The following is a 24,222-nucleotide window of genomic DNA, read 5'->3' on the forward strand; positions in this document are numbered from 1 at the left end:
TCAGGCTCTCCCGTCCTTGCGGGCCTGCATCGGCCCTCCGAGGAACGGCGCGAAACCGGTCCCGTAGATGACGCCGATATCGGCAAGATCGGCCGAGGCGACGACGCCTTCGGCCACGGCGATTTCGGTGGCATCGACCAGCGGCTGCACCAGCTCGCGCCCGAGGCCGGCGAGATTCGGATGCGGCGGCACCTCGCCCTTCACCGCCTTGCCGTTGGTCCAGGTGTAGAACCCCTGCCCGGTCTTGCGGCCGAGCTTGTTCTCGGCGACCAGCCGGGCGAAATCGCTGGCCGGGGGCACCGGACTGCCGAGCTCCTCGGCGACCGACTTGCCGACATCCAGCCCAACCGTATCCATCAGTTCGATCGGCCCCATCGGCATGCCAAAGGCGACAGCAGCAGCGTCGATCTGCTCTTTGTTCTCCCCCGCCTCGACGCGCTGTACGGCGGCGAGCATGTAGGGCATGAGCACACGATTGACGAGGAAGCCCGGCGCAGACTTCACCACGACCGGCGACTTGCCGATGGCGAGCGCGAAGGCGGCGCCACGGGCAATGTCGGCGTCCGAATTGAAGCGGGAACGGATCACCTCGACCAGCGGCAGCTGCGCGACCGGGTTGAAGAAGTGCAGCCCGATCAGGCGGCCGGGGGCGGTGAGGTTCTCGGCGATGCGCTCGAGTTCGATCGACGAGGTGTTGGTGGCAAGGATCGCGCCCGGCTTCGTCCTGAGCTCGGCATCGGCGAAAATCTTGCGCTTGATCTCGAGGTTCTCGACCACCGCTTCAATCACCACGTCGGCGCGGGCCAGACCCTTGCCGGAGACGTCGGCCTCAAGCCGGGCGACGGCATTGTCGATCTCGGTCTTGGTACGTAGCCGCTTCTTGAACAGCTTCTTGGCTCGTTCGAGCGCCGGCTTGATGCGCTCCATGTCGAGATCCTGCAGGGTCACGCCCATGCCGCGCAGCGCGCACCAGGCGGCGATATCGCCACCCATGACGCCGGCGCCGACTACGTGGACGCGGCGGAACACCGGCTTCTCCTTGCCGCGCACGCCCTGCTTCTTGAGCCCCTCGGACAGGAAGAACACCCGACGGAGGTTCTTCGAGGTGGGCGAAGCCATCAGCGGGATGAAGCGCTCGGCCTCGCCCTGTTTCATGGCGCGCCAGTCATTGCCGTGTTCCTCGAACAGGTCGATCAGCGAGTACGGCGCCGGGAACTGCTCGGGGCTGGCTTTCTTCCTGGCTTCCTCTCGCATCTTGTTGGCGATGTAGCCGCGCACCGGGCCGAAGGCGGCGGCGCGCTTGGCGAAAGGCGCCTCAACGCTCTTCCTGTTCTGCAGCACGGCCTTCCTGGCTTCCCAGCGCAGGGTGTCGCGATGGCGGACCAGCTTGTCGACCAACCCCATGCGGCGGGCCTGGCTAGCGCGCAGCATCTTGCCGGTGAGCATGATCTGCATGGCATCGACCGGGCCGGCCTGCCGGATAGAGCGGCCCGAGCCGCCGAAGCCCGGGAAGATGCCGAGATTGACCTCTGGGAAGCCGATTCGGGTCTTGTCGTCGTTGACGGCGACCCGGTACTGGCAGGCGAGTGCCAGCTCCAGCCCGCCGCCGAGGCAGAAGCCATGGATGCCGGCAACGACAGGCACTTTCAGCGCCTCGATCCGATCGAACAGCGCGTGGGTGCGGTCCAGCGCCGCCTTTAGCACGCCGGGATCGGACATGTCATCGAACTCAGTGACATCGGCTCCGGCGATGAAGCCGGACTCCTTGGCCGAGAGCAGGACCACGCCCTTCAGCTCGCCGCTATTCGCCAGCTCTTCGAGGGTCGAAACGATGCCCACCAGTTCGGACAGTGTCTCGCGGCTCAGCGTGTTCACCGGTGAGTCCGGTGTGTTGATAGTGAGCCAGCCGATGCCCTCGAAATCGAGGTCGAAACTCCAGGCGCGGCTTGGGGGCATCTGGGCCATTTCCGGCTCCTCGTTCTGGAACTACTCGGCGGCGGCGTCGATGGAGACGGGCTCACGCCTGAGCTGTTTCGAGCCCAGCTCGTCGAAGTCGAAATCGTCCACCTTGATCACCCGGTCGGTGGCCTGGTCGGCGAGCCGCAGCGTCGCCGCTTCCGCCTCGGTGAGCACCCCGGCCTCCACTGCATCGCTGATCGCGTCGCGGTCGAGCCGGCGCTCGATGACGCTCTTCTTGATGGCGCGGACGAACTTGGTCTCGATCTCGGCCGCCGCTGTCACCTTGATCAGCGCGTCTTCGAGGACGCCAGTCGGATCCTTGGGGTCCATCGAGACATAGGTTCCCTTGGTAAGCCGGTCGCGGAAGGCGCCGGGCTGCATCACCGAACGGGCCAGCCGGTAAGTCTCGCGGTCCGAGGCCGGCTTGGCATGGCGACCGAGAGGAAACACCAGCACCCGCATCAGGTTCCGCAGCACGAAGTTGGGGAAGTTGGCGAACACAGCTGCAAAGCTCTGTTCCATCGAGAACACGAGGTCGCGCGCCACCGCCTCGACCACCGGTCGGTCTTCCGCGAGCCGCCCATCATCCTCGTAGCGGCGGAGCACCGAGGAGAGGAGGTACAGGTCGGAGAGGATGTCCGCCATGCGGCCCGAGAGGCGCTGCTTGCGCTTCAGGTCGCCGCCGAGGAAGGCCACGGTCCAGTCGCCGCAGAGCGCGAAGCTCTGGCTGTAGCGGCTGAGCTGCCTGTACCAGTGCGCCATCTCGTGATCGACGGGGGTCGAGGCAAAGGCGCCGAAGCTGACGGCGTGGAGGAAGCTGCCCGCCATGTTGCGCAGCATGAAGCTGACATGGCCCGCGAACGCGGTGTCGAAGGCAGCGATGCCGGCTTTCCGGTCCTTGTTCTGCGCCGCCGATATCTCGGCATAGAGGTAAGGGTGCGCCCGGAGTGCGCCCTGCGCGAAGGTGATCAGCGTGCGCGTCAGGATGTTGGCGCCTTCGACGGTGATCGCCACCGGCGTCGTCATGTAGCCCGAGAACAGATAGTTGGTCGGTCCATCCTGCACGGCGCGGCCACCGTGGATATCCATGGCGTCGTTGAAGGCGAGGCGCATCGCCTCGGTGGTGCGGTACTTCAGCAGCGCCGACAGCACCGAGGGGCGCTGACCCTCGTCGACCATCGAAGCGGTGAGGCCGCGCGAGGCCTCGTAGGTGTAGGCGAAGCGCACCATGCGGCTCAGCGGCTCGGCGACGCCTTCCATCAGCCCCACCGGAATGCCGAACTGGCGGCGGATGCGGGCATAGGCCGAGGTCACCCGCAGCGCGTGCTTGATGGAGACGGTGCCGATGGCCGGCAGCGAGATGGCGCGGCCGGTGGCGAGGCACTCCATCAGCATGCGCCAGCCCTGCCCGGCATACTCGGTGCCACCGATCAGGAAATCCATCGGGATGAAGACGTTACGGCCCTGCGTCGGCCCGTTCATGAAGGCCGAGCGTGCCGGATAGTGGCGGCGGCCGATCTTGACGCCCTTGTGCTTGGCCGGCACCAGCGCCAGCGTGATGCCGATATTGTCGACCTCGCCGATGAGGTGTTCGGGGTCATGCAGGTGGAACGCGAGGCCGAGCAGGGTCGCGACGGGCGCCAGCGTGATGTAGCGCTTGTCCCAGCTGAGCTTCACGCCCAGCGTCTTCTTGCCCTCGTACATGTCGTAGCAGACGACGCCGACATCGCGCATGCCGGCCGCATCCGACCCTGCATGTGGGCCGGTGAGCGCGAAGCACGGCACCTCCTGGCCCTTGGCGAGGCGGCCGAGATACTTCTTCTTCTGCTCCTCGGTGCCGTACTTTTCGAGCAGTTCGCCGGGCCCGAGCGAGTTGGGCACCATGACGGTGATCCCCGCCGCGATCGAGCGCGAGGCGATCTTCGACACCACCTGGCTCTGCGCCTGCGCCGAGAAGCCGAGGCCGCCGTGCTCGCGGCCGATCAGCATGCCCAGAAAGCCCTGCTCCTTGAGATAGGTCCAGACCGCCGGGGGCATGTCGGCGCGGTTGTTGCGCGTGTCCCAGTCGTCGATCATCGAGCAGACTTTTTCACACGGCCCATCGAGGAACGCCTGCTCCTCGGTCGAGAGCGTCGGCTTCCTGACGCCGAGCAGCTTCTGCCAGTCGGGCTTGCCCGAGAACAGCTCCGCATCCCAGCCGACCGTGCCGGCATCGAGCGCTTCCTGCTCGGTGCGCGAGACGCGGGGCAGGATGGATTTGACGAGGCCGTAGGCGGGACCGGTCAGCAGCAGCTTGCGGACCGGAACGAGTGTGAGGAGACCCAGGATGGCGGCCGGCAGGAGTGCCAGCACCCAGCCCAGCACATCCGTCATCAGCCAGAGACCATTATCTGTCGAGATGCGGCTCAACGCCCCGATGACCAGCGCGGCGACCGCCCACTGCCAGAGCGGCGCGCGGCGCATCGACAGCACCGCGAAAGCAAGGATCGACAGGATCAACAGCGCCCAGACCATGCATATCTCCTCGACCAAGGTCGCGGCGCACCGTCAACAAGCGAGATGAGCCCCCGCTCAACAACGCGCCCGGTCCGACTCTTGTTGCCGATTGTTATGCCCGGGCAGGCACCATCGCTACAAAATAGCGATGGTTGACGTATACGTCAACTGGTGGACGTGCGCGTTGCCTCGAGGGCACCGATCAAGCTGCCGCGCCACCCTGAACCTCCGGCACTCCCGCATCAACGTCTCCCGTTTGACGCTAACGTCAATTGATGGGATATTTCTGCCAACGGGCGAAAAGCCTGAGGAGGAAGAAGATGGCCACGACGGCAGCGGAGGGCGCCGCCCGCCCCTGGATCCAGCATTATCCCGAGGGCATTGCCTGGGACGCGCCGATCGACCTGACGCCGGTGCATGAGCAGGTGCTGGCCACCTGTGCACGCACGCCGAACACCGATGCGCTGGATTTTCTCGGCAAGAAGACCCGTTTCGGCGAACTGGCCCGGCTGATCAATGCCTTCGCCGGGGCACTGCAGAGCGAGTTCGGGGTCAAGAAGGGTACGCGCGTCGCGCTGCTGCTGCCCAACACGCCGTTCTACGTGATCGCCTATTACGCGGTGCTGCGCATCGGCGGCATCGTGGTGAACTGCAACCCGCTCTACACGGTCAAGGAGCTGAGCCACATCGTCGGCAATTCCGGCGCCGAGCTGATGGTGACGCTGGACCTGAAGCTGACATTCGAGAAAGCCGAGGCACTGGTCGAGGCCGGGCACATCAAGCAGCTGATCATCTGCCATTTCCCCGATGCGCTGCCCGGGGTGAAGAAGCTGCTGTACCGGCTGGCGAAATCCAAGGACCTCAGCAAGGTCGACCAGAGCGGCATCGCCGGCAAGGTGATCCATTTCGACAAGCTGGTGTCACGCAACCTGATGCCGGCTCCGGTGACCATCGACGCCACCAAGGACGTGGCGGTGCAGCAATATACCGGCGGCACCACCGGCCTGCCCAAGGGCGCCATGCTGAGCCACGCCAATATCGCTGCCAACCTCAGCCAGATCGACGCTTGGGGCTGCGGGCTGTTCTATCCGCCGAGCCGCGTGGTTGCGGTGCTGCCGTTCTTCCACATCTTCTCTATGACGGTGTGCATGAACGTGCCGCTGTCCGTGGGGTCGCAGGTGGTGATGCTGCCGCGTTTCGAGATGAAGGCCTTTCTCAGCCTGATGACCCGCACCGGCGCCAATATCCTGCCGGCCGTGCCGACGCTGGTGCAGGCGCTGTCCAAGGCCGGGGACAAGGCGAAGCCGCATCTGGTCTCGGTCGAGGTGACGATCTCCGGCGGGGCGCCGCTGTCCGACGAGGTGCGCCACAACTGGAGCAAGGTCTCGAGCTCGCTGCTCGCCGAAGGCTACGGGCTGACTGAAGCCTCGCCGGTGGTGTGCTGCGCGGCGCTGCGCGTACCGAGCAAGCCCCTGTCGATCGGCCAGCCGCTGCCTGCAACCGATATCCGCTTCGTCGACGTCGAAAGCGGCAGCGTCGTGCCGCTCGGCGAGCGCGGCGAGCTGCAGGTGAAGGGCCCGCAGGTGATGCTGGGCTATTACAACAACCCGGAGGCGACCAAGGACGCCTTCATGGATGGCTGGCTGCGGACCGGCGACATCGGCCTCATCGATCAGGACGGCTATGTCTTCCTCGTCGACCGCATCAAGGACCTGATCATCTGCTCGGGCTTCAACGTCTACCCGCGCAACATCGAGGAAGCGATGATGCACCACCCGGCGGTGGAAGAGGTCAACGTCATCGGCGTGCCCGACGAGTATCGCGGCGAGGCGCCGGTGGCCTTCGTCAAGCTACGCCCGGAGCAGAAGACCACCGAGGCCGAACTCAAGAAGTTCCTGGCAGACACGCTCAACAAGATCGAAATGCCCAAGGAAATCATCTTCAAGGACCAGTTGCCCAAGACGCTGATCGGCAAGCTGTCAAAAAAGGAGCTGCGCGAAGAGTACGCAGCGCGGAAGAAGCATGAACCGGCCTGAACCCGAAAACCGCGACCTGTTCGCCATTGCCGACCTCAGCCAGGAGTTCGGCATCTCGACCCGCGCTATCCGCTTTTACGAGACCAAGGGCCTGCTCAACCCGGATCGGGTCGGCGGCACCCGCGTGTTCCGCCGCCGCGATCGCGCCCGGCTCATCCTGATCCTCCGCGGCAAGCGGCTCGGCTTCTCGCTGCGTGACATCTCCGACTATCTGAGCCTCTACGACGCGCAGTCGCAGACCGCGCAGACCCAGCTGCTGGTCGCCAAGGTGGACGAGCGGTTGGACCTGCTGGAGCGGCAGAAGGCTGACCTCGAAACGACGATCGGGGAATTGCGGGAGATCCGGAAGCTGGCGGGTGACCAGATGGTGCGCGGGTAGCGCACTCGCTCCACCCAGACAAGTTGTCGATAGTGCCTACGCTGTTTGTCGACAGCGCCCAAAGGCCACAACCCGCATCGACGAGGGACATCCGATGAGAAGCCTTGCTATCTGGCGCCGCGCCGCGGCCGCCGTTCTTCTGACTGGCCTCGCAATTCTGCTTTCCGGCTGCGTGCTTGGGTCCGCGACCCCGCTCGTCCCCACCGATGAAGCGGTCGAACTGCTGCCAGCTGGCTTCACCTTCGTCACTTACAGCGAAAAGAACGGAGCGTACGCCCGCTCGTCGGACCAGCCGCCGGGCGGCTTTGCACAGGTCGCCAGCTCGAAGACCTATGCCGATCCGGCCGGCGAGATGACGGTCTACTTCGTGCCGCGCGCCGACGGGAGCCACCTGCTCAATGTCGTGGGCAAGTCGGCCGAAGGTGGCGGCGTGATGTATGGGATCGCCCGCTATAGGGACGGCATCATGGAACTGCGCATGATCTTTGCCGCCGATCCGGCCGCGGAACTCGCGGCTGCCGGGGTCGCCACACCGGCCGGCGTGACCATCGCCGAGAAGGCCGTCACGGTCACCGATCGCCCCGGGCTCGAAGCGATCATCGAGCTGATGGCCAAGGGCACGATTACCACGTCTCCGCTGATTGCGTGGGCCGGGACGGGCGAGCCGCCGGCAACGATCGTGAGGGATGGCGACTGGTACAAGGCCGCGTGAAGCGCGACGACGTCCGGCGCCGCGGATGACTAGCGCTTCCGCGGTTTTACATTGGTCATCAGGTCCGGCTTCTTCGGCCGCTTCCAGCCCTTGGGCGGCTCGACCACCGGGACTTGCGTGCCGAGCCCCATCTCGCCCGGGGGCGGCTGCCGGACGGCGCCACCCTTCAGCGAGGCGATCTCGTCGCGCAGCCGCGCCGCGGTCTCAAAGTCCTCGCGGGTGACGGCGGCGAGCATTTCGCCTTCGAGCGCGATGATCTTTCTCTCGATGGCGGCGAGCGACATGTCAGGCCTCAGGTGGCGGTCAGGAAGACCTGCATTTCTTCGAGCGTCGCGGCCTCGGCGGCCGGCTTGTCCCACCTTATCCGGTTGATGCGGGGGAAGCGAAGCGCGATGCCGGATTTGTGGCGGCCGGATTCTTGAGCGGAATCAAAGGCTACCTCGAACACCAGTTCCTTCGACACCTCGCGGACGGGGCCGAAACTGGCGATGGTGTTGTTGCGGACCCACTTGTCGAGCTGCTTCAGCTCCTCGTCGGTGAAGCCGAAATAGGCTTTGCCGATGGGGACGATCTCGTTGCCCTTCCAGACGCCGAACGTGTAGTCGGAGTAGAACGACGAGCGCTTGCCGTGGCCGCGCTGCGCATACATCAGGATGGCGTCGACCACGTTCGGATCGCGTTTCCACTTGTACCACAAGCCCTTAGGGCGACCGGGGACGTAGGGCGCGCTGCGCAACTTGACCATCACGCCCTCGTGGCCGTGCTCGGCGGCGCCGCGGCGGCGGATCTCGGCGAGGTCGTCCCAGTCGCGGTAGGGGAGGATTGGAGAGAGGTCGAGGCGGGTCTGCGGGTTCTTCTTGAACCAGGCTTCGAGGTGCTGTCGACGCTCGGTCCAGGGGAGGCTGCGGATGTCCTCAACGCCCTCGAAAAGCATGTCGTAGACGCGCACGAATGCAGGGAAAGTAGCTACATGTTTTGCGATCGCCTGCTTGCGGTTGAGCCGCTGCTGCAGGTCGTTGAACGGCAGCGGTTCGAAGTCGGCACCGACGAGCAATTCGCCATCGAGAACCGCGTCGCCGAACACGCTCTCGACCACATCAGGAAAAGCCGCGGCGATGTCGTCGCCGGTGCGTGAGAACAGCGACACCTTGCCCTTCGATGCGATCAACTGCACCCGGATGCCGTCCCATTTCCACTCGGCGACGAAGTCGGCGGGGTCGAGCTTTCCGAGGTCCTTGCCCTCATCGATCGGGTTCGAGAGCATCAGGGGATGGAAGCGCGCGGTATGATCGATGTCCGGGCGCTCGGCCTTGCCGGTGAGCCAATCGAACAGGTCGTTGTAGGGCACAACGAGGCCGTTCCACACCTCCTCGATGTCCTGCAGGTCCTTGCCGCTCATCTCTGCCAGCGCGGTTTTCGCCAGCCGGGCCGATAGCCCGATGCGGAGCGCGCCGGTGGCGAACTTCACCAGCGCCCAGCGCTCGTTGATCGAGGCGCGGGTAAGGAGCGAGCCGATGAGGCGGGGCAGTTCCGCTTTGCTGGTCATGTTGAACAGCTCGACCAGGTCCGACAACGACGGCAGCGGCTCGGTGCCGCCGTGGTGGGGCCAGATCAGAGCAATCGTCTCGCCGAGGTCGCCGACATAGTCGTAGCTGAGGCCGAAGAGGTGCGGATCGACCTCGGCGAGGACGACATTGCGAAGGATCGCCGGCTTGACGTTCTTGAAGGTCAGCGCGCCGGTGAGGATGGCGAGCGCGTAGCCGCGGTCGGGATCCGGGGTGTCGCGGAAATACTGGCTAAGCGCTTCGATCTTGCGATTGCGCGACGGGGTGAGCGCCAGCAGCTCCATCAACTGCGCGAACCGCCTCACTCGCCGAGTTCCCCCTGATCACCGGGCTCTCCGCCCTCCTCGCCTTCCTCGTACGCCTGGATGTTCAGCGGCTCGGCCTCGAGCCCCTGCTGCCGGCAATGGTAGACCAGCGCGTCCTCGCGCCCGTGGGTGACCCAGACCTTGCTGGCCCTGGTTTCGGCGATGGTCTGGCGCAGCTCGTTCCAGTCGGCATGGTCGGAGATCACCAGCGGCAGCTCGACGCCGGATTGCCGGGCCCGCTGCTTGACGCTCATCCAGCCCGAGGCAACGGCCAGCACCGGATCAGGCAGCCGCCGGCTCCAGCGATCCTTGATGGCGGAGGGCGGCGCGATAACAATCTGCCCAGCGAGCTCGTCCTTGGTGGTACCGAGCGTCGGCTTGAGCAAACCAAGCCGGATGCCGCGCTCGACATAGAGCTCGCACAGCCGGATCATCGCGCCATGCAGGTAGATCGGCGCGTCGTAGCCGGCGTCGCGCAGCAGCGCGATGACCCGCTGCGCCTTGCCCAGCGCATAGCAGCCGATGACGTGCGCTCGGTCCGGGAAACTCTGGGCAGAGCGCAGCAGGCGGGCGATCTCATCGAGCGGATCGGGGTGCTGGAACACCGGCAAGCCGAACGTCGCCTCGGTGACCAGCAGATCGCACTCCGCGAGCTCGAACGGCTGCGCCGTGCGGTCCGGCAGCCGCTTATAGTCGCCGGTGACGACGATCCGCTGGCCCTTGTGCTCCATCAGCACCTGCGCCGAACCAAGGATGTGGCCGGCGGGCTTGAGCGTGATGGTGACATCGTCGACCACGAGCGGGGTATCGAACTCCAGCGGCTGGAACGTACGCGCCGAGTCCTCGCCGTAGCGGGTCTTCATGATGGCAATGGTGTCTGGGGTGGCGAGCACCGCACCATGGCCGGCACGGGCGTGATCGGCGTGGCCGTGCGTGATGATCGCCCGGGCGCGCGGGAACGGCGGGTCGATGTAGGCGTCGATCGGAAGGACGCGCAGGTCGCGATCAAGGAAGGGGGAAGCCATGAAAACTACAGTACTTCCTGCATCCGAAACTGGCCCGTGAAAATCAACGACCGAACTCTATCCCGGTTGCATGGGAGCGAATAGGCTGCGGCCCGGATGAACCGGAGCCGATAATGGAGAGCCTGCTCGAACTGGCCGCGACCCAACCCACGCGCACGTTGGCGCCGGGGGAAATACTGATCACCCAGGGCCGGGAGGGTGGCGATCTGTTTGTGCTGGAAAGCGGTCAGCTCATTGTCGAGCGCGACGGCGTGGCGATCGCCACGATCTCGTCGCCCAACGCCGTGGTCGGCGAAATGTCGGTCGTGCTCGGAACGCTCAACAGCGCCACGGTGAAGGCCGACCGCACCACCACGGTTCGCGTGATCAAGGATGCGCGGAAATATCTCGAGCAGGACCAGGCGATGACCTTCCGCCTGGCCTGGCTGATGGCCACCCGGCTCGACGCGACGTCGGCCTATCTGGTCGAACTGAGCAAGCAGCACACCGGCAAGGCCGAGCAGAACATGCTCGGCAAGATCCTGTCGGCGCTGCACCTGCAGGCCGACGACGACCGCTACACCACCGTCGCCCGCAACGACATGTTCGGCAAGGATGAACCCGGCGGTGAGTATCGGGACTAGGCTGAGCGTGGCGGTGGGAAGCTGCGACGCCTGCTCACCGCTCGTTCAGCGCCCTCGGCCGGTGCGGAGAGCGGGATTGCAGGTATAGCGAGGCCTGGGCCGAGAGGGCGAGGAAGGCCAGCAGCCAGGGCTCGGCGTCGTCGTCGTTGCCGCTGTGGCCAACTAGGAACGGGACGGCGGGGAAATCGAGCAGGCTGCGACTTTGGGTGCGCCAACGCGGCACTCGGAGCTGGCCGAGCGCCCTGCCCCCCAACACCAGACGACCATAGACCGGCTCATCGGCGCCCGGCAGCATGGCGCCGAGCGGTGCATCGGTCTGCCAACGGCCGACTTCGGCGCCGTGGGTATCGTAGGCCACGATGTCAGTGGCCGATGCGACCATACTGCCCATCTGCCGCTCGCCGTCGAACACCACGAAGCGGCTGATGCGGGGTACGATGACGAAGGGCCAGTCAAAAAAACCACCGGCGGTGAGCCGGATTTCTCGTCCCGCGACGCGCAGTGCAATCTCGCTGTGAAGCACCCAGACGAGCGCCGCGCGGATGCGGGCCCGAACCTCGGCAACGGCGACCGGCCCGCCCTTCCTGCCGCCGCGTGGCGCCGTCAGCGCGCCGCCGACGCTGCGGTTGAACCAACCCATCGACGACGTCCACCGCCCGTCCGGCCGCAAGTCATCGAGGTGCGACTGGCTCCAGGCCGAGAGCTTGATCGGCCCCGGCTCGCGGCGTCGCTTCAGCCAGGGGATGAAATAGCTCAGGGCGATCCCGACCATCACCAGCGCGATGACGGCAGGGAACAGGAACTGGATCGGCTCGGGCCCGGTCCCTTCGATCAGAGCACCTTTGTGACCTTGAGGAAGTTCCCGCGCTCGTCGTTGGCGGCCTTGATCGCGGTCTCCGAACCCAGCACCACCACCTGGCCGTTGCGCGCTACCTGATCGAGTGCCTCGGCCAGCGCCTTGAAGTCGCGGTTGCTGGCGCCGAGGATTTCGTCGCGGCGCTTTTGGCGGGCGTCTTCGCTGTCGCCGGCGAGTTCCCAGACCAGCGAGGTGAAGCCCTTGGCGTCGGGGAGGCGGTAGGTGTCGACCGAGCCGATGACGCCGATGACCGAGCGCACCAGGTCCTGCTCCCCTACTCCGGCCTTCAGGAACGCCGAGGCCTTGTCGTAGATGTCGATGGTGTCGACGAGGTTGGGGTCGCGATACGAGGTGAAGGCGAAGGTGCCGGCGAACGGATCGAGGCCGGAGGAGCCGCCATAGGCGCCGCCCTGCACGCGCACCTTGTCCCAGAGGTACGTGGTGTTGAGGTGCTTGATGGCGACAGCGGTGCCACCGGTGGGTTCGAACCCCAGCGCCTTGAGGTTGGCGCCCTTGGCGACGTAGTTGACCTGGCCCGGGAAGGTGAGGCCTTCGGAGAGAGCTGACGGCTCGAAGCCCCAGCCTTCACGCGACGGCCCGGCGCCGGCAGGCAACGCCGCGATGAAGCTTGAAAGCTCCGGCTTCAGTGCTGCGATAGCGAAGCTGTCGGCGGTGACGTTGGCGATCATGCCGGCGCGGCCGATCAGCAGGGTGCGGATTTCTTCGAGCGCCGCCTGCACCGCCGGCCAGTTGCCGTCGATCTGGGCCGCGAGGTCCTTGAGGAAGAAATAGTGGCTGACGCCGCCGAGCTTCTCGTTGAGCCAGTCGGCTTCGCTGGAGCCGGCGCGGACGCGCATCGAGACGATGCCGTTGCCCATGCCGGCGAGCGAGCTTTCGAAGCCGGCTTTCGATTCCAGCACCATCTGGCGGATGCGCTCGCGGTTATCGAGCCGCGCATCGGTGATGACGTCGCGCATGATCGACAGCATGTCGCCGACATGGTCGGGCGTCGCCTTGCCGCGGATAAACAGCCAGGCGGCGGTGCCCGAGCCGTCGCGGCGGGTCGAGATCCAGCGGCTGGCGCCGACGCCGCCGGTGGTGCGGCCGATGCGCTGGGTGAGGGAGACGAAATCCTCGCTGCTGGTGCCGGTCTGGGTCAGCGCGCGGGTGAACAGCGGCAGGTACGGCAGCAGCCGGCCCGGCAGCGCCTTCAGATCGAACCCGAGATCGAGATAGACCACGCCACTGGTCGGCAGGTCGTGACTGAACAGGGTGACGCCCTCGAGCTCTTCGCGAGCGATGGGGATAGACTTGTTGGCGCGCGGCAGGTCATCGAGCGTCAGCGTCGGGATCTTCGACAGCGCCTCAGGGGAATCCGTTTCGTTCTGCAGTTCCTTGAGGCGGCGCGTCTGCTCGGCCACCCGCGCGCTGCCGGCGGCATCGAGCGACTGCTGCGCCTTGTCGAGCCGCGCCCGTTCCTCAGCGGCTTCCTCGGCCGCCTTGTTCGGATCGGCGGTGAGTAGCACGGTGGAGCGGTGCTTGTTGTCGAGGATGTGGGTCTTGATCAGAGTTTCGAACACGCGCTCGCCGGCGGCGAGCTTGGCCTTGATGGCGGCGAGCGGCGCCTCGAAGCTCAGCGGCTCCAGCGGATCGCCGCCATAGAGCCACGTGCCCATAGAGCGGAACATCAGCGCGATGCCGCGCGGGAACGAGCCGGTGTTGTTCTCGCGCAGCGCGAACTCGGTGGAGTTCATCGCCGCTTCGATGGTCTTGGGGTCGATCCCCTCGGCGCTGAGCTGTTCCAGCGTCGCGATGATCAGTTGCTCGACCTTGTCGCCGGCATCGTCCTCGATGCCCTTGAGGCCGAAGGTGAAATAGGGCTGGCGGATGCCATCGGCGAGGCCGGAACCGGTAAGACCTTCGCCCAACCCGGAATCGATCATCGCCTTGCGCAGCGGCGCGGCGGGGGTGCCAACGAGCACCGATTCCAGGATGTTCAGCGTCAGCGACTGCTCGGGGTCGGAGACCTCGTCGAGCATCCAGTTGACCGACACCATGGCGGTCTTCTTGCCGGCTTCGGCTTCGCTCGCGGCATAAGTCTCGTGCAGCGAGCGCGGCGCGCTCCAGCGCGGCTGGATGCCGACTTCGGCCTTGGGATCGATGCGCTCGAACTGGCTGAAATACTCCTCGAGGATTTCGAGCCGCTGCGCCGGATCGTCATCGCCGTAGAACACCACGCGCGAGTTCGACGGGTGGTAGTACTTGGCGTGGAAGTTCTTGAAGTATTCGTAGGTGAGGTCGGGGATGGCCTTTGGGTCGCCGCCCGAGTTCACGCCATAGGTGGTGTCCGGATAGAGCGACAGCTGGCTGACCTTGCCGAGCACCGCGGCAGCCGAGGAATAGGCGCCCTTCATCTCGTTGAACACCACGCCCTTGTAGACCATCGGCCCCTGGGTGGAATCGAGCTCGTAGTGCCAGCCTTCCTGCCGGAAGGTGTCCTCGGAGATCAGCGGGAAATAGACGGCGTCGAGGTAGACATCGACGAGGTTGTAGAAGTCCTTGAGGTTCTGGCTGGCGACCGGATAGGCGGTCTTGTCCGAGAAGGTCATGGCGTTGAGGAAGGTGTGGAGCGAGCCCTTCAACAACTCCACGAACGGCTTCTTCACCGGGTATTTGCGTGAGCCGCACAGCACCGAATGCTCGAGGATGTGCGCGACGCCGGTCGAGTCCTCCGGCGGGGTCTTCAGCGTCACGCCGAACACCTTGTTCTCATCGTCATTGATGAGGCTCAGCACCTCCGCCCCGGTCTTGATGTGCCGATAGAGCTTGGCCAGCGAACTGATCTCCCCGATCTGCTGCTCGCGGACGAGTTCGAAGGCGGGATGCTCGGACATGTGGGTACTCAAGGTGGTGGGAGGGTGAGGGGTAACTTAGGCAGCGGCGGGGGCGGATGGAAGGGGGGCTAGGCGGATGGGGAGGTTGGGCGAATGCCCTGCCTTATCCGGCTTTCGCCTTCTCCCCTTGTGGGAGAAGGTGCCCGAAGGGCGGATGAGGGGTATCTCTCCGCGCACTCGTAGCCCGTCGCTTCGCTCCGGTCTCACGACACTTTGTGTCGCGAGACCCCTCATCCGGCGCTGCGCGCCACCTTCTCCCACAAGGGAGAAGGCAACGCGGTGCGTGTGGCGGACGGACTAAATCCGCCCCCGGATCTCCGGCCGCACTTTTTCCTGGTACCAGCCAGCCAGTTCCTCGGCGAGCTTGGGCTCCACCGGCTCCCGCTTGGTCGCATCGACATTGGCCTTCAGCTGATCCGGACGCGTCACGCCGGCGATGATGGTCGAGACCGCCGGCTGGTCGAGGATCCAGCGCAGGGCGAACTGGCTCAGCGGGTAGTTCGGGGCCATCTGCTTGATCTGCTCGGCGAAAGCGACGCCCTTGTCGAACGGCAGGCCGGAGAAGGTTTCGCCGACGTTGAACTTCTCGCCATTGGCGTTGAAGTTGCGGTGATCCGTTTCGGCGAACTTGGTGTCCTTGTTCCATTTGCCCGAGAGCAGGCCCGAGGCCAGAGGCAGGCGGACGATGATGCCGACATTGCGCTTCGTGGCTTCCGGAAACACCTCGGTGATGTAGTCCTGCCGGAACAGGTTGAAGATGATCTGCAGCGTGGTGCAGCCATCGGCCCTCATGGCGATCAGCGCTTCCTCGACGTTTTCGACGCTGGCGCCCCAGTGCCGCATCATGCCCTCGGCGCGAAGGTCATCCATGATGTTGAACACTTCGCCATCCGCCAGCACCTCGGTGGGGACGGTGTGGAGTTGCGCCAGGTCGAGCGTTTCGACGCCGAGGCGCTTGAGGGAGCCGGCGAGGCTCTCCTTGATCTTCTTGCGGTTGTAGCCGGTCTTGTTGGGGAAGATTTCGCCGTTGCGGCCGAGCTTGGTGGCGACGAACACGCCGCGCTTGTCCTTGAACTCGCCGATGCGCTGCTCGGACTGGCCGCCGCCATAGACGTCGGCGGTATCCCAGAAGTTGACCTCGACGCTGCGGGCGGTCTTCAGGATCTCGTTGGCCGTCTCGTCGCTGAGCTGACCGAAGCTCTCGCCCAGCTGCCAGGTGCCGAGACCGATTTCCGAGACTTCGTAGCCGGTCTTGCCGAGTTTGCGCCTGTTCATGATCCACTCCCGTTTGTTGCGGCGTTTCATAGCCGCTTGGGACTGGAACGGGAAGCGATGCGAACGGACTAGCGCGGCTAGTGCCGTTCCTTCGTCGTCAGGAACTGCACCTTCGGGTAATCCCGTTCGGCGCGGCCGAGCCACCAGGTGGATTGGGCGAGGTAGACCGGGTCGCCGTACTTGTCCTCGGCCATTTCCAGCTTTTGGGTGGAGATGAAGCGCGCCAGCTCGGCCTTGTCGTCGGAGATGACCCAGCGGGCGAGTTCGAAATTGATCGACTCAAAGCTGATCGGCACGTTGTATTCGGTCTGGATGCGCGACTGCAGCACTTCGAGCTGCAGCTGGCCGACCACGCCGACGATGTAGTCGGCACCCACCATGCGGCGGAAGATCTGCGCCACGCCCTCTTCGGCGAGGTCGCTGAGCGCCTTGGCGAGCTGCTTGGTCTTCATCGGATCGGCGAGGCGGACGCGGCGGATGATTTCCGGCGCGAAGTTCGGGATGCCCGTGACCTTGATGTTGGCGCCCTCGGTCAGCGTGTCGCCGACGCTGAGCGCGCCGTGGTTGGGAATGCCGACGATATCGCCGGCCACCGCTTCCTCGGCCAGTTCGCGATCGTGGCCGAAGAAGAACATCGGGTTCGACACCGCCATGTCCTTGCCGGTGCGCACATTCTTGAGCCGCATGCCGCGCTTGAAGGTGCCCGAGCTGAGACGCACGAAGGCGATGCGGTCGCGGTGGTTGGCGTCCATGTTCGCCTGCACCTTGAACACGAAGCCCGAGACTTTGGGGTCGTTGGGCTCGATCGGCTTGGGCTCGGCCGGCTGCGGGCGCGGCTCGGGCGCCCAGGTGCCGAGGGCGGCGAGCATTTCCGGCACCGAGACGGACTTCAGCGCCGAGCCGAAGATCACCGGGGTCAGGTGGCCGGCGAGATAGATTTCGTGATCGAACTCCGGGAAGCCGGCGCGGGCCAGTTCGAGATTCTCGAGGCTGGCCATGATCACCGGGTCCATGGCGAACTCGTTGTCGCGGGCGAGGTCCTCGAGTTTGGTGAAGGTCTTCCAGACCTCGCCGTTCGGCCGCTTCACGACGCCTGCAGTGAGGTCGACGATGCCCTTGAAGTCGACGCCACCGCCCAGCGGCCAGACCACGGGCGAAACGTCGAGCGCCAGGGTCGAGGCGATCTCGTCGAGGATTTCGACCGGGTCCTTGCCTTCACGATCCACCTTGTTTGCGAAGGTGATGATCGGAATGTCGCGTAGCCGACAGACCTCGAACAGCTTCAGCGTCTGCGCCTCGATGCCCTTGGCGACGTCGATCACCATGATCGCCGCGTCGACCGCGGTCAGCGTGCGGTAGGTATCCTCGGAGAAGTCAGAGTGGCCGGGCGTATCGAGCAGGTTGAAGGTCAGCCCCAGGTGCTCGAAGGTCATTACCGACGAGGTGATCGAGATGCCGCGCTGCCGCTCGATCTCCATCCAGTCCGACCGGGTGGCGCGCTGGTTGGCGCGATGACGCACCTGCCCCGCCTGCTGGATGGCGCCCGACGAGGCCAGCAGCTTTTCGGTGAGCGTGGTCTTGCCGGCGTCCGGGTGCGAGATGATCGCAAAAGTCCGGCGCGACTGGTAGGGCAGCAATTTTGCGGCAGTCGCCGTGGCGGTCAGGGCGTTCATCGATAGGCTCGAAAGTGCGGAAGGCCGCTACATAGTCGCGTTACGCGCCGAATGCAAAAACAACGGCCGTCCCCGAAGGACGGCCGCTGCAGATTTGTCGCGATTGGCGCGGCTTAGAACTTGAAGTTCACACCAGCGGTGACCGCGTGGGTGTTGAGGTCGATCGTGGCGTCGTTGACCGGCAGGTCGTATTCGGCCGTGCCGTAGTCCGTGTAGCGGTACTGGAGATCGAGCGAGACCTGGTCGGCAACGGCGATTTCCACACCAGCGCCTGCGGTCCAACCGAAGTGCACCTGGGTGCTGTCGACGCCATTGTCGCTGGCGGTTGCGCCGGCAAAGGCGAGACCGGCCGTGAGGTACGGCATGAAGGCGCCGCCATCGAAGCCGGCCTTGCCGCGGAAGGAGCCGGTCCAGTTGACGTCGAAGTCGACGCCATTGACGGGCTCATAGCCGCTGAGCCCAGCCCAGGCGATGTCACCGGCAGCGCCGAGGACAAAGCCCTGGGCAACAGTGAAGTTGGCGCCGAGCGTCGCGCCGACGGTCCAGCCCGAAAGGTCCAGCTCGTCGTCGATTGCGAACAGGAGATCCGCAGCGTCCTGCGTAGCGGTGCCGAAACCATAGCCGACGAAGCCGCCGACATAGGCGCCATCCCAGCCACCGCCGCCGCCCATATCGACAAAGCCCGGCATCGACGGCTGCTGGACCAGGAGGTCAGCAGCGGAAGCGGCCGAGGCCATGGACAGCACGGCAACGCCCGCCAGCAGAGTCAGAGAGAAACGGTTCATGATGTGCCTCCAAGGTACACGAGGGAACAGGTGGTTCGTGCCCGCATGAATCGAATCCAAATTGCAAACAACTGGTTTACGCGGCGGTAACCGTCAGGGTTTGGTTAACGAATGGTTCGGGCAAGACCTCGCGGCAGGACCACCGCCTTGCCTTCTCCCCTTGTGGGAGAAGGTGGCGCGCAGCGCCGGATGAGGGGTCCGCAACCGGAGGTTGCGCGACGGAGCGTAGCGACGAGTGACGGTGTGCGCGGAGACAACCCCTCATCCGCCCTTCGGGCACCCTCTCCCACAAGGGGAGAAGGCACTCCGCTCAGCCATTGGGCTGCCCGGGCCTACCAGGCCAAAAAGAAAGGGCCGCCCTGAGGCGACCCTTCCCGATTTCGCGGCTTTCGAAGTGGTCACTGCCCGCAAGAGAGGACCAAGAGGTCGCTCCGATAGGGCGAGGTGCCTTCGATTAGGCCAGAGGCTGCTCCGAACTACCGGAGACTCCAAGACCCTTCGAAACCGACGATTTCTGATGAGACACTTGGACCACCTCCTTTTGCTGGTTGAACATGACAGCGAAGGTGGGACTGTTCTGCCGATCTGACAAGGGCAAATCTGCAACAACCCCAAACAAGTGGGAAATGATGCAAAGAACCCGCCCCGGCTTTCGCTGGGACGGGCTCGATCAGGTTCGTTCAGCCAAAGCTGAGGTCGAGATCAGAACTTGAAGTTCACACCAGCCGTTACGGCGTGCGTGGTCAGGCTGAGCGGCGTCGTGGCCGTCAGATCGTAGTCCTTCGAACCGTAGTCCGTGTAGCGGTACAGCAGATCGAGCGAGATGTTGTCCGCGACGGCGAACTCGACGCCCGCACCGACGGTCCAGCCGATGTGGGTCTGGGTGTCTTCGGCCACGGCGGGGGTTTCGGTGGCGGTGGCATTGGCGAAGGCCACACCGGCGGTCACGTAGGGCAGGAAGGCACCGCCGTCAAAGCCGAGACGGCCGCGGATGCTACCAAGCCAGTTCACGTCATAGGCGAAAGGCACGGTAGCGGTCGTGTCGTCACCGCTCAGGTCCGTCCAGGCGATATCGCCTACGATACCGGCAACGATAGCTTCCGAGACCGTGAAGTTGGCGCCGGCGTTCACGCCGACCTGCCAACCGGTGAGATCCAGCGTGTCATCGCCGCTGGTGAGACCGAGCAGCGAGTCATCGTCGGTGAGCGTGCCCCAACCGTAGCCGGCAAAGGCACCGACGAACACGCCGTCCCAGTTGCCGCTGGTGTCGACGATACCAACGGGCGGCGCCGGCTCGTCGATGATAAGGTCAGCCGCGTGGGCCGAGGAGATGAAGCTCAGGGCGGCAACGCCAGCGAGCAGGGAAATGGCAAGACGATTCATGTTTGGCCTCCAAATAAGCAACCGACCGTAAGATACGCACGATCTGCCGAAAGAGAACCCTCCGCAAGTCAGCAACGCACAGCTTCTCCGGCCTGTGTTGCTCTCCGGTCACAGCGAGTATTTTGCCACAATCAAGTATTTTCAAGTCTATATTTTGCCACATTTTAGATTTGTGGGGAACTTATCTTCCAGACCTTCAATTAACTCAAAACAAACAACCCCGCCGCGGCTTGCGCCGGGCGGGGTTGAACAGAAAACCGATCAGCTAGGCTGAAGCGGAAATCAGAACTTGAAGTTCACGCCGGCAGTGATGGCGTGCGAGGTCAGGCCGAACGACGAGGCGGCCGGAATGTCGTAGTCCTTCGAGCCGTAGTCGGTGTAGCGGTACTGCAGGTCGAGCGACACGTTGTCGGCAACGGCGAACTCGACGCCGGCACCGACGGTCCAGCCGATGTGGGTCTGAGTGTCGTCGATCGCGGCGACGGTATCACCGAGAGTGGCATTGGCAAAGGCCACACCGGCCGTGACGTACGGCAGGAAGGCGCCGCCATCGAAGCCGAGACGGCCGCGGACGCTACCGATCCAGTTCACGTCGTACTCGAAACCATCGGCGTTGTCGCCGCTGATGTTCGACCAGGCGATGTCGCCAACGATACCGGCAACAATGGCTTCCGAGACGGTGACGTTGAAGCCGGCGTTGACGCCCAGCTCCCAGCCCGACAGATCGTAGTCGGTGTCAACAGCGGTGAAGACGCCGTCTTCGTCGGTGACGGTGCCCCAGCCAGCGCCGGCGAACGCGCCGATGAACAGGCCGTCCCAATTACCGGTGGTGGAGACGATGCCGACTGCCGGAGCGGGCTCGTCGATGATGAGGTCAGCAGCGAAAGCCGAGGACATTACGGAGACGCCAGCCACACCGGCCAGCAGAGCGATTGCAAAACGATTCATTTAGTCAACTCCAAGAGAGAGGGCTGTGGGTTAGCCCGTGTGAAACGCAAAAACGACCCCAATCGCGAAGAAAGTGTTTACGCGCGGCCGCTCCCGAAGAGACTCGTTACATTCGCGCCACACCTGTTTCCGGGGTGGCAATTTCAAGGCACAAATGAGAAATTTTCGCGGAAAAGAAGACCCCGCCGCGGCTCGCGCCGGGCGGGGTTCATGAAGCAGTCGGTCAGCAGCCGCCGAGCGCGATCAGAACTTGAAGTTCACGCCAGCCGAAATGGTGTGGGCGCTCAGGCTGAAGTCAGCGTCATTGCCAACAAGATCGTAGGTCTTGGTGCCGTAGTCGCTGTAACGGTACAGCAGGTCCACTGACACGTTGTCGGCGACTGCGAATTCGACACCGGCGCCGACCGTCCAGCCGATGTGGGTCTGGGTGTCTACGTCCACACCATCGTCGAGGTCGATAGTGTTGTTGGCGAACGCCAGACCGGCCGTGACGTACGGCAGGAATGCGCCGCCGTCGAAACCGAGACGGCCACGAACGCTACCCAGCCAGTTGATGTTGTACTCGAGCGGGGCGAAATCATCGTTCTCGCCGCCGATGTCGGCCCAGGCGATATCCGCAACGATACCGGCAACCAGCGCCTCGGAGACGGTGAAGTTTGCGCCCGCGGCGATACCTAGCTGCCAGCCAGCGATATCGTAATCGGTACCCGCGGGAGCAAAGATGCCCTCTTCTTCAGTCAGGGTGCCCCAGCCGTAGCCAGCGAAGGCGCCGACATACACGCCGTCCCAGTTACCACTGACGTCAACGACGCCAGCTGCCGGCTCTTCAACGATAAGGTCCGCGGCGTAGGCCGAGGACATCAGACCAAAGCCGACAGCGGTAGTCAGCAGTGCAGTAGTCAAACGCTTCATATTTGCCTCCATAGCTTAGACGTAGTCTTACACGAAAGATGGCGAAAATCGAGCCGTCCGACGGCACCAGTTGCCACTATTGTCGCTAACTGTTGCGGGACCGCACCATCTTGGGGTGGCCGGCATACGAGTCTTCGTAATCCGAAGAAGCGCCCCGCCGCTGCAGAAGAGGAGACCCCGCCACAGCTCGCGCTGGACGGGGTCAACAGTTTTTGGCGCTGAAGCTGGCTTAGAAGTGCCAGTTCAGACCGGCGCGAATCTGGTGGAACTGCAGATCGATCGTCGGAGGAATGCCGCCGGTGTCGTACTCGGCCTCGCCCAGATCGGTGTAGCGCCACTCAAGATTGAGCGACACGTTCTCTGCTGCCATGAACTCAACACCGGCGCCGGCGGTCCAACCCACATGCGTCTGCGTATCGGCCGGTGCCAGATTGGGCGCATCGCGCGTCGCGCTTGCGAAAGCCACACCAGCAGTCACGTAGGGCATGAACGCACCGCCGTCGAAGCCCAGTCGCCCACGGAGCGAGCCAACCCAGTCAATGTCATGTGTGATGCCGACGGTATTACAGGTGATGTCGCAAACGCCGCCGATACCCGACCAGGAAATGTCTCCTTCGATGCCGGCTACGATTCCATCGGTCACCGTGAAGTTGGCACCGAGCTGCACGCCGGCAAGCCACCCGCTCAGATCCATGTCATTGAAGCCTGGACCGGACGTGTGGTCCGCAGTCCCCCAGCCGTAACCGACGTGAGCGCCGATATACAGGCCGTCCCAGTCTCCGCCGACGTCAACGACGCCGACTTCAGCAGGCTCCTCAATGATGAGATCGGCGGCGTAGGCCGAGGACATCAGACCAGCGCCGACCACGGCGGCCAGCAGTGCAATGGTGATGCGTTTCATGGTTGCCCTCCATAGGTTGATCATACCCTCACACGGAATACGGCAGGAATCGAGCCTTCCCGGGGCAACAATTGTCACTATCCAGGCAAGTGTTGCAGCCCTGCATCGACTCCAACCTTTGGCATAGCAAGAGTCTTCGCCTTATGTTGCAACCAGTTAGCCGGCTCATCTACTTGGAACCGTGTATCCGTTCACGCGTCCGTGACTGAGGTGACGACTTTGTGGCGAAGCCGTGACAACTGCATTCGGCGCGGCGATGACTCGAGATTGGGGGACGATTCTTGTTGAGCCCGGCATCATCAACTGTTCATCCCGGACGCATGGCGCTCGAATACGCCAGCCACACGCCGTCGCCGAAAACAAAAGCCCCCGGCAGCCGATCGGCGCCAAGGGCTTTTGGTTTGGATGGTGGGTGTGACAGGGATTGAACCTGTGACCCCCGCCGTGTGAAGGCGATGCTCTCCCGCTGAGCTACACACCCATCCGTGCGGGTTGCGACCACGTCCGTCGCGACCAAACTGCGGCGCCGATTTGTTCGGCGTATTCAAGGACTTCGGGAGTCCCCGGGCGGAGGATGGTGGGTGTAACAGGGATTGAACCTGTGACCCCTACCATGTCAAGGTAGTGCTCTCCCGCTGAGCTATACACCCATCACTTCGCCATCAACTTCGGGCGGCGCCCGTCGTTGGGAGCGCGGTAGACCATAAAACCGGTTTGCCGGTCAAGGGTCAATTGCGGGGCGGGAAAACGGGGGCAGAATCCGGCGGTGTGTCGCCTTCTCCCCTTGTGGGAGAAGGTGCCCGAAGGGCAGATGACGGGTCTGCCTCCGCACACCTAGTCGCCCGTCGCTTCGCTCCAATCGCGCATCGCAAGCGATGCGGGACCCCTCATCCGGCGCTGCGCGCCACCTTCTCCCACAAGGGGAGAAGGCATCCCGACTGCAAACTGGGTGGTTCAGGCGGCCAGCAGCCGCTCGACCTCGTGCACGAGATCCTTGAGATGGAAGGGCTTCGACAGCACCGACGCGTCCTTGGGGGCCTCGGAATCGGGATTGAGCGCCACGGCCGCGAATCCGGTGATGAACATCACCTTGAGATCAGGATCGAGCTCGGTGGCCCGGCGCGCCAGTTCGATGCCGTCCATCTCGGGCATCACGATATCGCTGAGCAGCAGCGAGAACGGTTCCTCGCGCAGCCGCTCGTAGGCCGACCGGCCATTGTCGAAGGACACCACCTCGTAGCCCGCGGTCTTCAGCGCGCGGGTGAGGAACTGGCGCATGTCGTTATCGTCTTCGGCGAGCAATATGCGCTTCATGATGTCCCCTTGAGCGTCCCTCTTTGACGGCGTTCTGCCGCGGGACTCTAGTGAGTGATGTTTAATGCAAGTTTTCTCTATCGAGAACCCATAGCCAAGAAGTGTGAACATGCCCCTTTCGGCCTTATGGACATTCGGCGGCTTGCGCGGCAGATTGTCGTGGTGAGACAGCGCTTCGGCG

19 protein-coding genes and 2 tRNA genes are annotated in these 24,222 nt (G+C 64.3%); 4 read left to right on the top strand and 17 right to left on the bottom strand.

From position 1 onward, the window contains the following. Together AC1DYL_RS11490 and AC1DYL_RS11495 are read right to left on the bottom strand one after the other, a co-directional pair. On the bottom strand, nt 1–1,965 hold the full coding sequence (locus tag AC1DYL_RS11490) for a 3-hydroxyacyl-CoA dehydrogenase NAD-binding domain-containing protein (RefSeq protein WP_477173224.1): 1,965 nt from the start codon (nt 1,963–1,965) through the stop codon (nt 1–3). 21 nt (nt 1,966–1,986) lie between these two features. Beyond that, nucleotides 1,987–4,473, bottom strand: coding sequence for an acyl-CoA dehydrogenase (locus tag AC1DYL_RS11495; protein WP_477173225.1), 2,487 nt, complete (start codon nt 4,471–4,473; stop codon nt 1,987–1,989). Between the two features lie 302 nt (nt 4,474–4,775). On the opposite strand from AC1DYL_RS11495, the gene AC1DYL_RS11500 reads away from it, so the two are divergent. The 3 genes from AC1DYL_RS11500 to AC1DYL_RS11510 all read left to right on the top strand — a co-directional run bounded on the left by AC1DYL_RS11500 (nt 4,776) and on the right by AC1DYL_RS11510 (nt 7,582). Next, a complete protein-coding gene (locus AC1DYL_RS11500) occupies nt 4,776–6,491 on the top strand; it encodes a long-chain-fatty-acid--CoA ligase (protein WP_477173226.1) in 1,716 nt (571 codons plus the stop codon). Next, a complete protein-coding gene (locus AC1DYL_RS11505) occupies nt 6,478–6,870 on the top strand; it encodes a MerR family DNA-binding protein (RefSeq protein WP_477157122.1) in 393 nt (130 codons plus the stop codon). Before AC1DYL_RS11500 ends, AC1DYL_RS11505 begins: the two co-directional genes overlap by 14 nt. A gap of 94 nt (nt 6,871–6,964) precedes the next feature. Continuing rightward, the gene (locus AC1DYL_RS11510) at nt 6,965–7,582 is read left to right on the top strand and encodes a hypothetical protein (RefSeq protein ID WP_477173227.1); all 618 of its coding nucleotides are present in this window, start codon (nt 6,965–6,967) and stop codon (nt 7,580–7,582) included. A 29-nt stretch (nt 7,583–7,611) separates the two neighbouring features. Here the strand turns inward: AC1DYL_RS11510 and AC1DYL_RS11515 are convergent, their stop codons facing one another. From AC1DYL_RS11515 to AC1DYL_RS11525, 3 genes are read right to left on the bottom strand one after another with little or no spacing between them, the layout of a single operon-like run. Then, entirely contained in the window at nt 7,612–7,866 is a 255-nt protein-coding gene (locus AC1DYL_RS11515; RefSeq protein WP_477149902.1) for a UvrB/UvrC motif-containing protein, read from the bottom strand. 8 nt (nt 7,867–7,874) lie between these two features. Further along, nucleotides 7,875–9,452 carry a cisplatin damage response ATP-dependent DNA ligase gene (locus AC1DYL_RS11520; protein ID WP_477173228.1) on the bottom strand — a complete coding sequence of 526 codons (1,578 nt, stop codon included), beginning with the start codon at nt 9,450–9,452 and terminating at the stop codon, nt 7,875–7,877. After that, a complete protein-coding gene (locus AC1DYL_RS11525) occupies nt 9,449–10,477 on the bottom strand; it encodes a ligase-associated DNA damage response exonuclease (RefSeq protein WP_477173229.1) in 1,029 nt (342 codons plus the stop codon). Before AC1DYL_RS11525 ends, AC1DYL_RS11520 begins: the two co-directional genes overlap by 4 nt. Before the next feature lie 113 nt (nt 10,478–10,590). Between AC1DYL_RS11525 and AC1DYL_RS11530 the strand changes: the two genes are divergently transcribed. Further along, entirely contained in the window at nt 10,591–11,100 is a 510-nt protein-coding gene (locus tag AC1DYL_RS11530; RefSeq protein WP_477173230.1) for a Crp/Fnr family transcriptional regulator, read from the top strand. A 34-nt stretch (nt 11,101–11,134) separates the two neighbouring features. Here AC1DYL_RS11530 and AC1DYL_RS11535 read toward each other — a convergent pair whose 3' ends face one another. From AC1DYL_RS11535 to cpdR, 12 genes are all read right to left on the bottom strand, one after another. Further along, nucleotides 11,135–11,872 carry a hypothetical protein gene (locus tag AC1DYL_RS11535; protein WP_477173231.1) on the bottom strand — a complete coding sequence of 246 codons (738 nt, stop codon included), beginning with the start codon at nt 11,870–11,872 and terminating at the stop codon, nt 11,135–11,137. Nucleotides 11,873–11,931: 59 nt separating this feature from the next. Continuing rightward, nucleotides 11,932–14,850, bottom strand: a complete 2,919-nt coding sequence (locus AC1DYL_RS11540) for an insulinase family protein (protein WP_477173232.1) — start codon at nt 14,848–14,850, stop codon at nt 11,932–11,934. A gap of 297 nt (nt 14,851–15,147) precedes the next feature. Next, on the bottom strand, nt 15,148–16,125 hold the full coding sequence (locus AC1DYL_RS11545; RefSeq protein WP_477173233.1) for an aldo/keto reductase: 978 nt from the start codon (nt 16,123–16,125) through the stop codon (nt 15,148–15,150). Nucleotides 16,126–16,202: 77 nt separating this feature from the next. After that, nucleotides 16,203–17,798, bottom strand: a complete 1,596-nt coding sequence (locus AC1DYL_RS11550; protein ID WP_477173234.1) for a peptide chain release factor 3 — start codon at nt 17,796–17,798, stop codon at nt 16,203–16,205. Between the two features lie 113 nt (nt 17,799–17,911). Next, complete coding sequence (locus tag AC1DYL_RS11555) at nt 17,912–18,583, bottom strand: outer membrane protein (protein WP_477173235.1); 672 nt, start codon at nt 18,581–18,583, stop codon at nt 17,912–17,914. A gap of 702 nt (nt 18,584–19,285) precedes the next feature. Beyond that, nucleotides 19,286–19,966, bottom strand: coding sequence for an outer membrane protein (locus tag AC1DYL_RS11560; protein ID WP_477149911.1), 681 nt, complete (start codon nt 19,964–19,966; stop codon nt 19,286–19,288). A gap of 282 nt (nt 19,967–20,248) precedes the next feature. Beyond that, entirely contained in the window at nt 20,249–20,914 is a 666-nt protein-coding gene (locus AC1DYL_RS11565) for an outer membrane protein (RefSeq protein WP_477157133.1), read from the bottom strand. A 243-nt stretch (nt 20,915–21,157) separates the two neighbouring features. Further along, nucleotides 21,158–21,826 carry an outer membrane protein gene (locus AC1DYL_RS11570; RefSeq protein ID WP_477173236.1) on the bottom strand — a complete coding sequence of 223 codons (669 nt, stop codon included), beginning with the start codon at nt 21,824–21,826 and terminating at the stop codon, nt 21,158–21,160. A gap of 229 nt (nt 21,827–22,055) precedes the next feature. Beyond that, nucleotides 22,056–22,727 (bottom strand): outer membrane protein, encoded by a 672-nt coding sequence (locus tag AC1DYL_RS11575; protein WP_477149914.1) that lies wholly within the window; start codon nt 22,725–22,727, stop codon nt 22,056–22,058. Between the two features lie 406 nt (nt 22,728–23,133). Then, a tRNA-Val gene (locus AC1DYL_RS11580) sits at nt 23,134–23,208 on the bottom strand. Nucleotides 23,209–23,302: 94 nt separating this feature from the next. Next, nucleotides 23,303–23,377: transfer RNA gene (locus AC1DYL_RS11585), tRNA-Val, on the bottom strand. Nucleotides 23,378–23,681: 304 nt separating this feature from the next. Continuing rightward, nucleotides 23,682–24,041: a cell cycle two-component system response regulator CpdR gene (gene cpdR / locus AC1DYL_RS11590; protein ID WP_055883308.1), complete on the bottom strand. Its 360-nt coding sequence runs from the start codon at nt 24,039–24,041 to the stop codon at nt 23,682–23,684. Nucleotides 24,042–24,222: the final 181 nt, after the last annotated feature.

The organism is Devosia sp. P1_H9 (genome assembly GCF_056405135.1).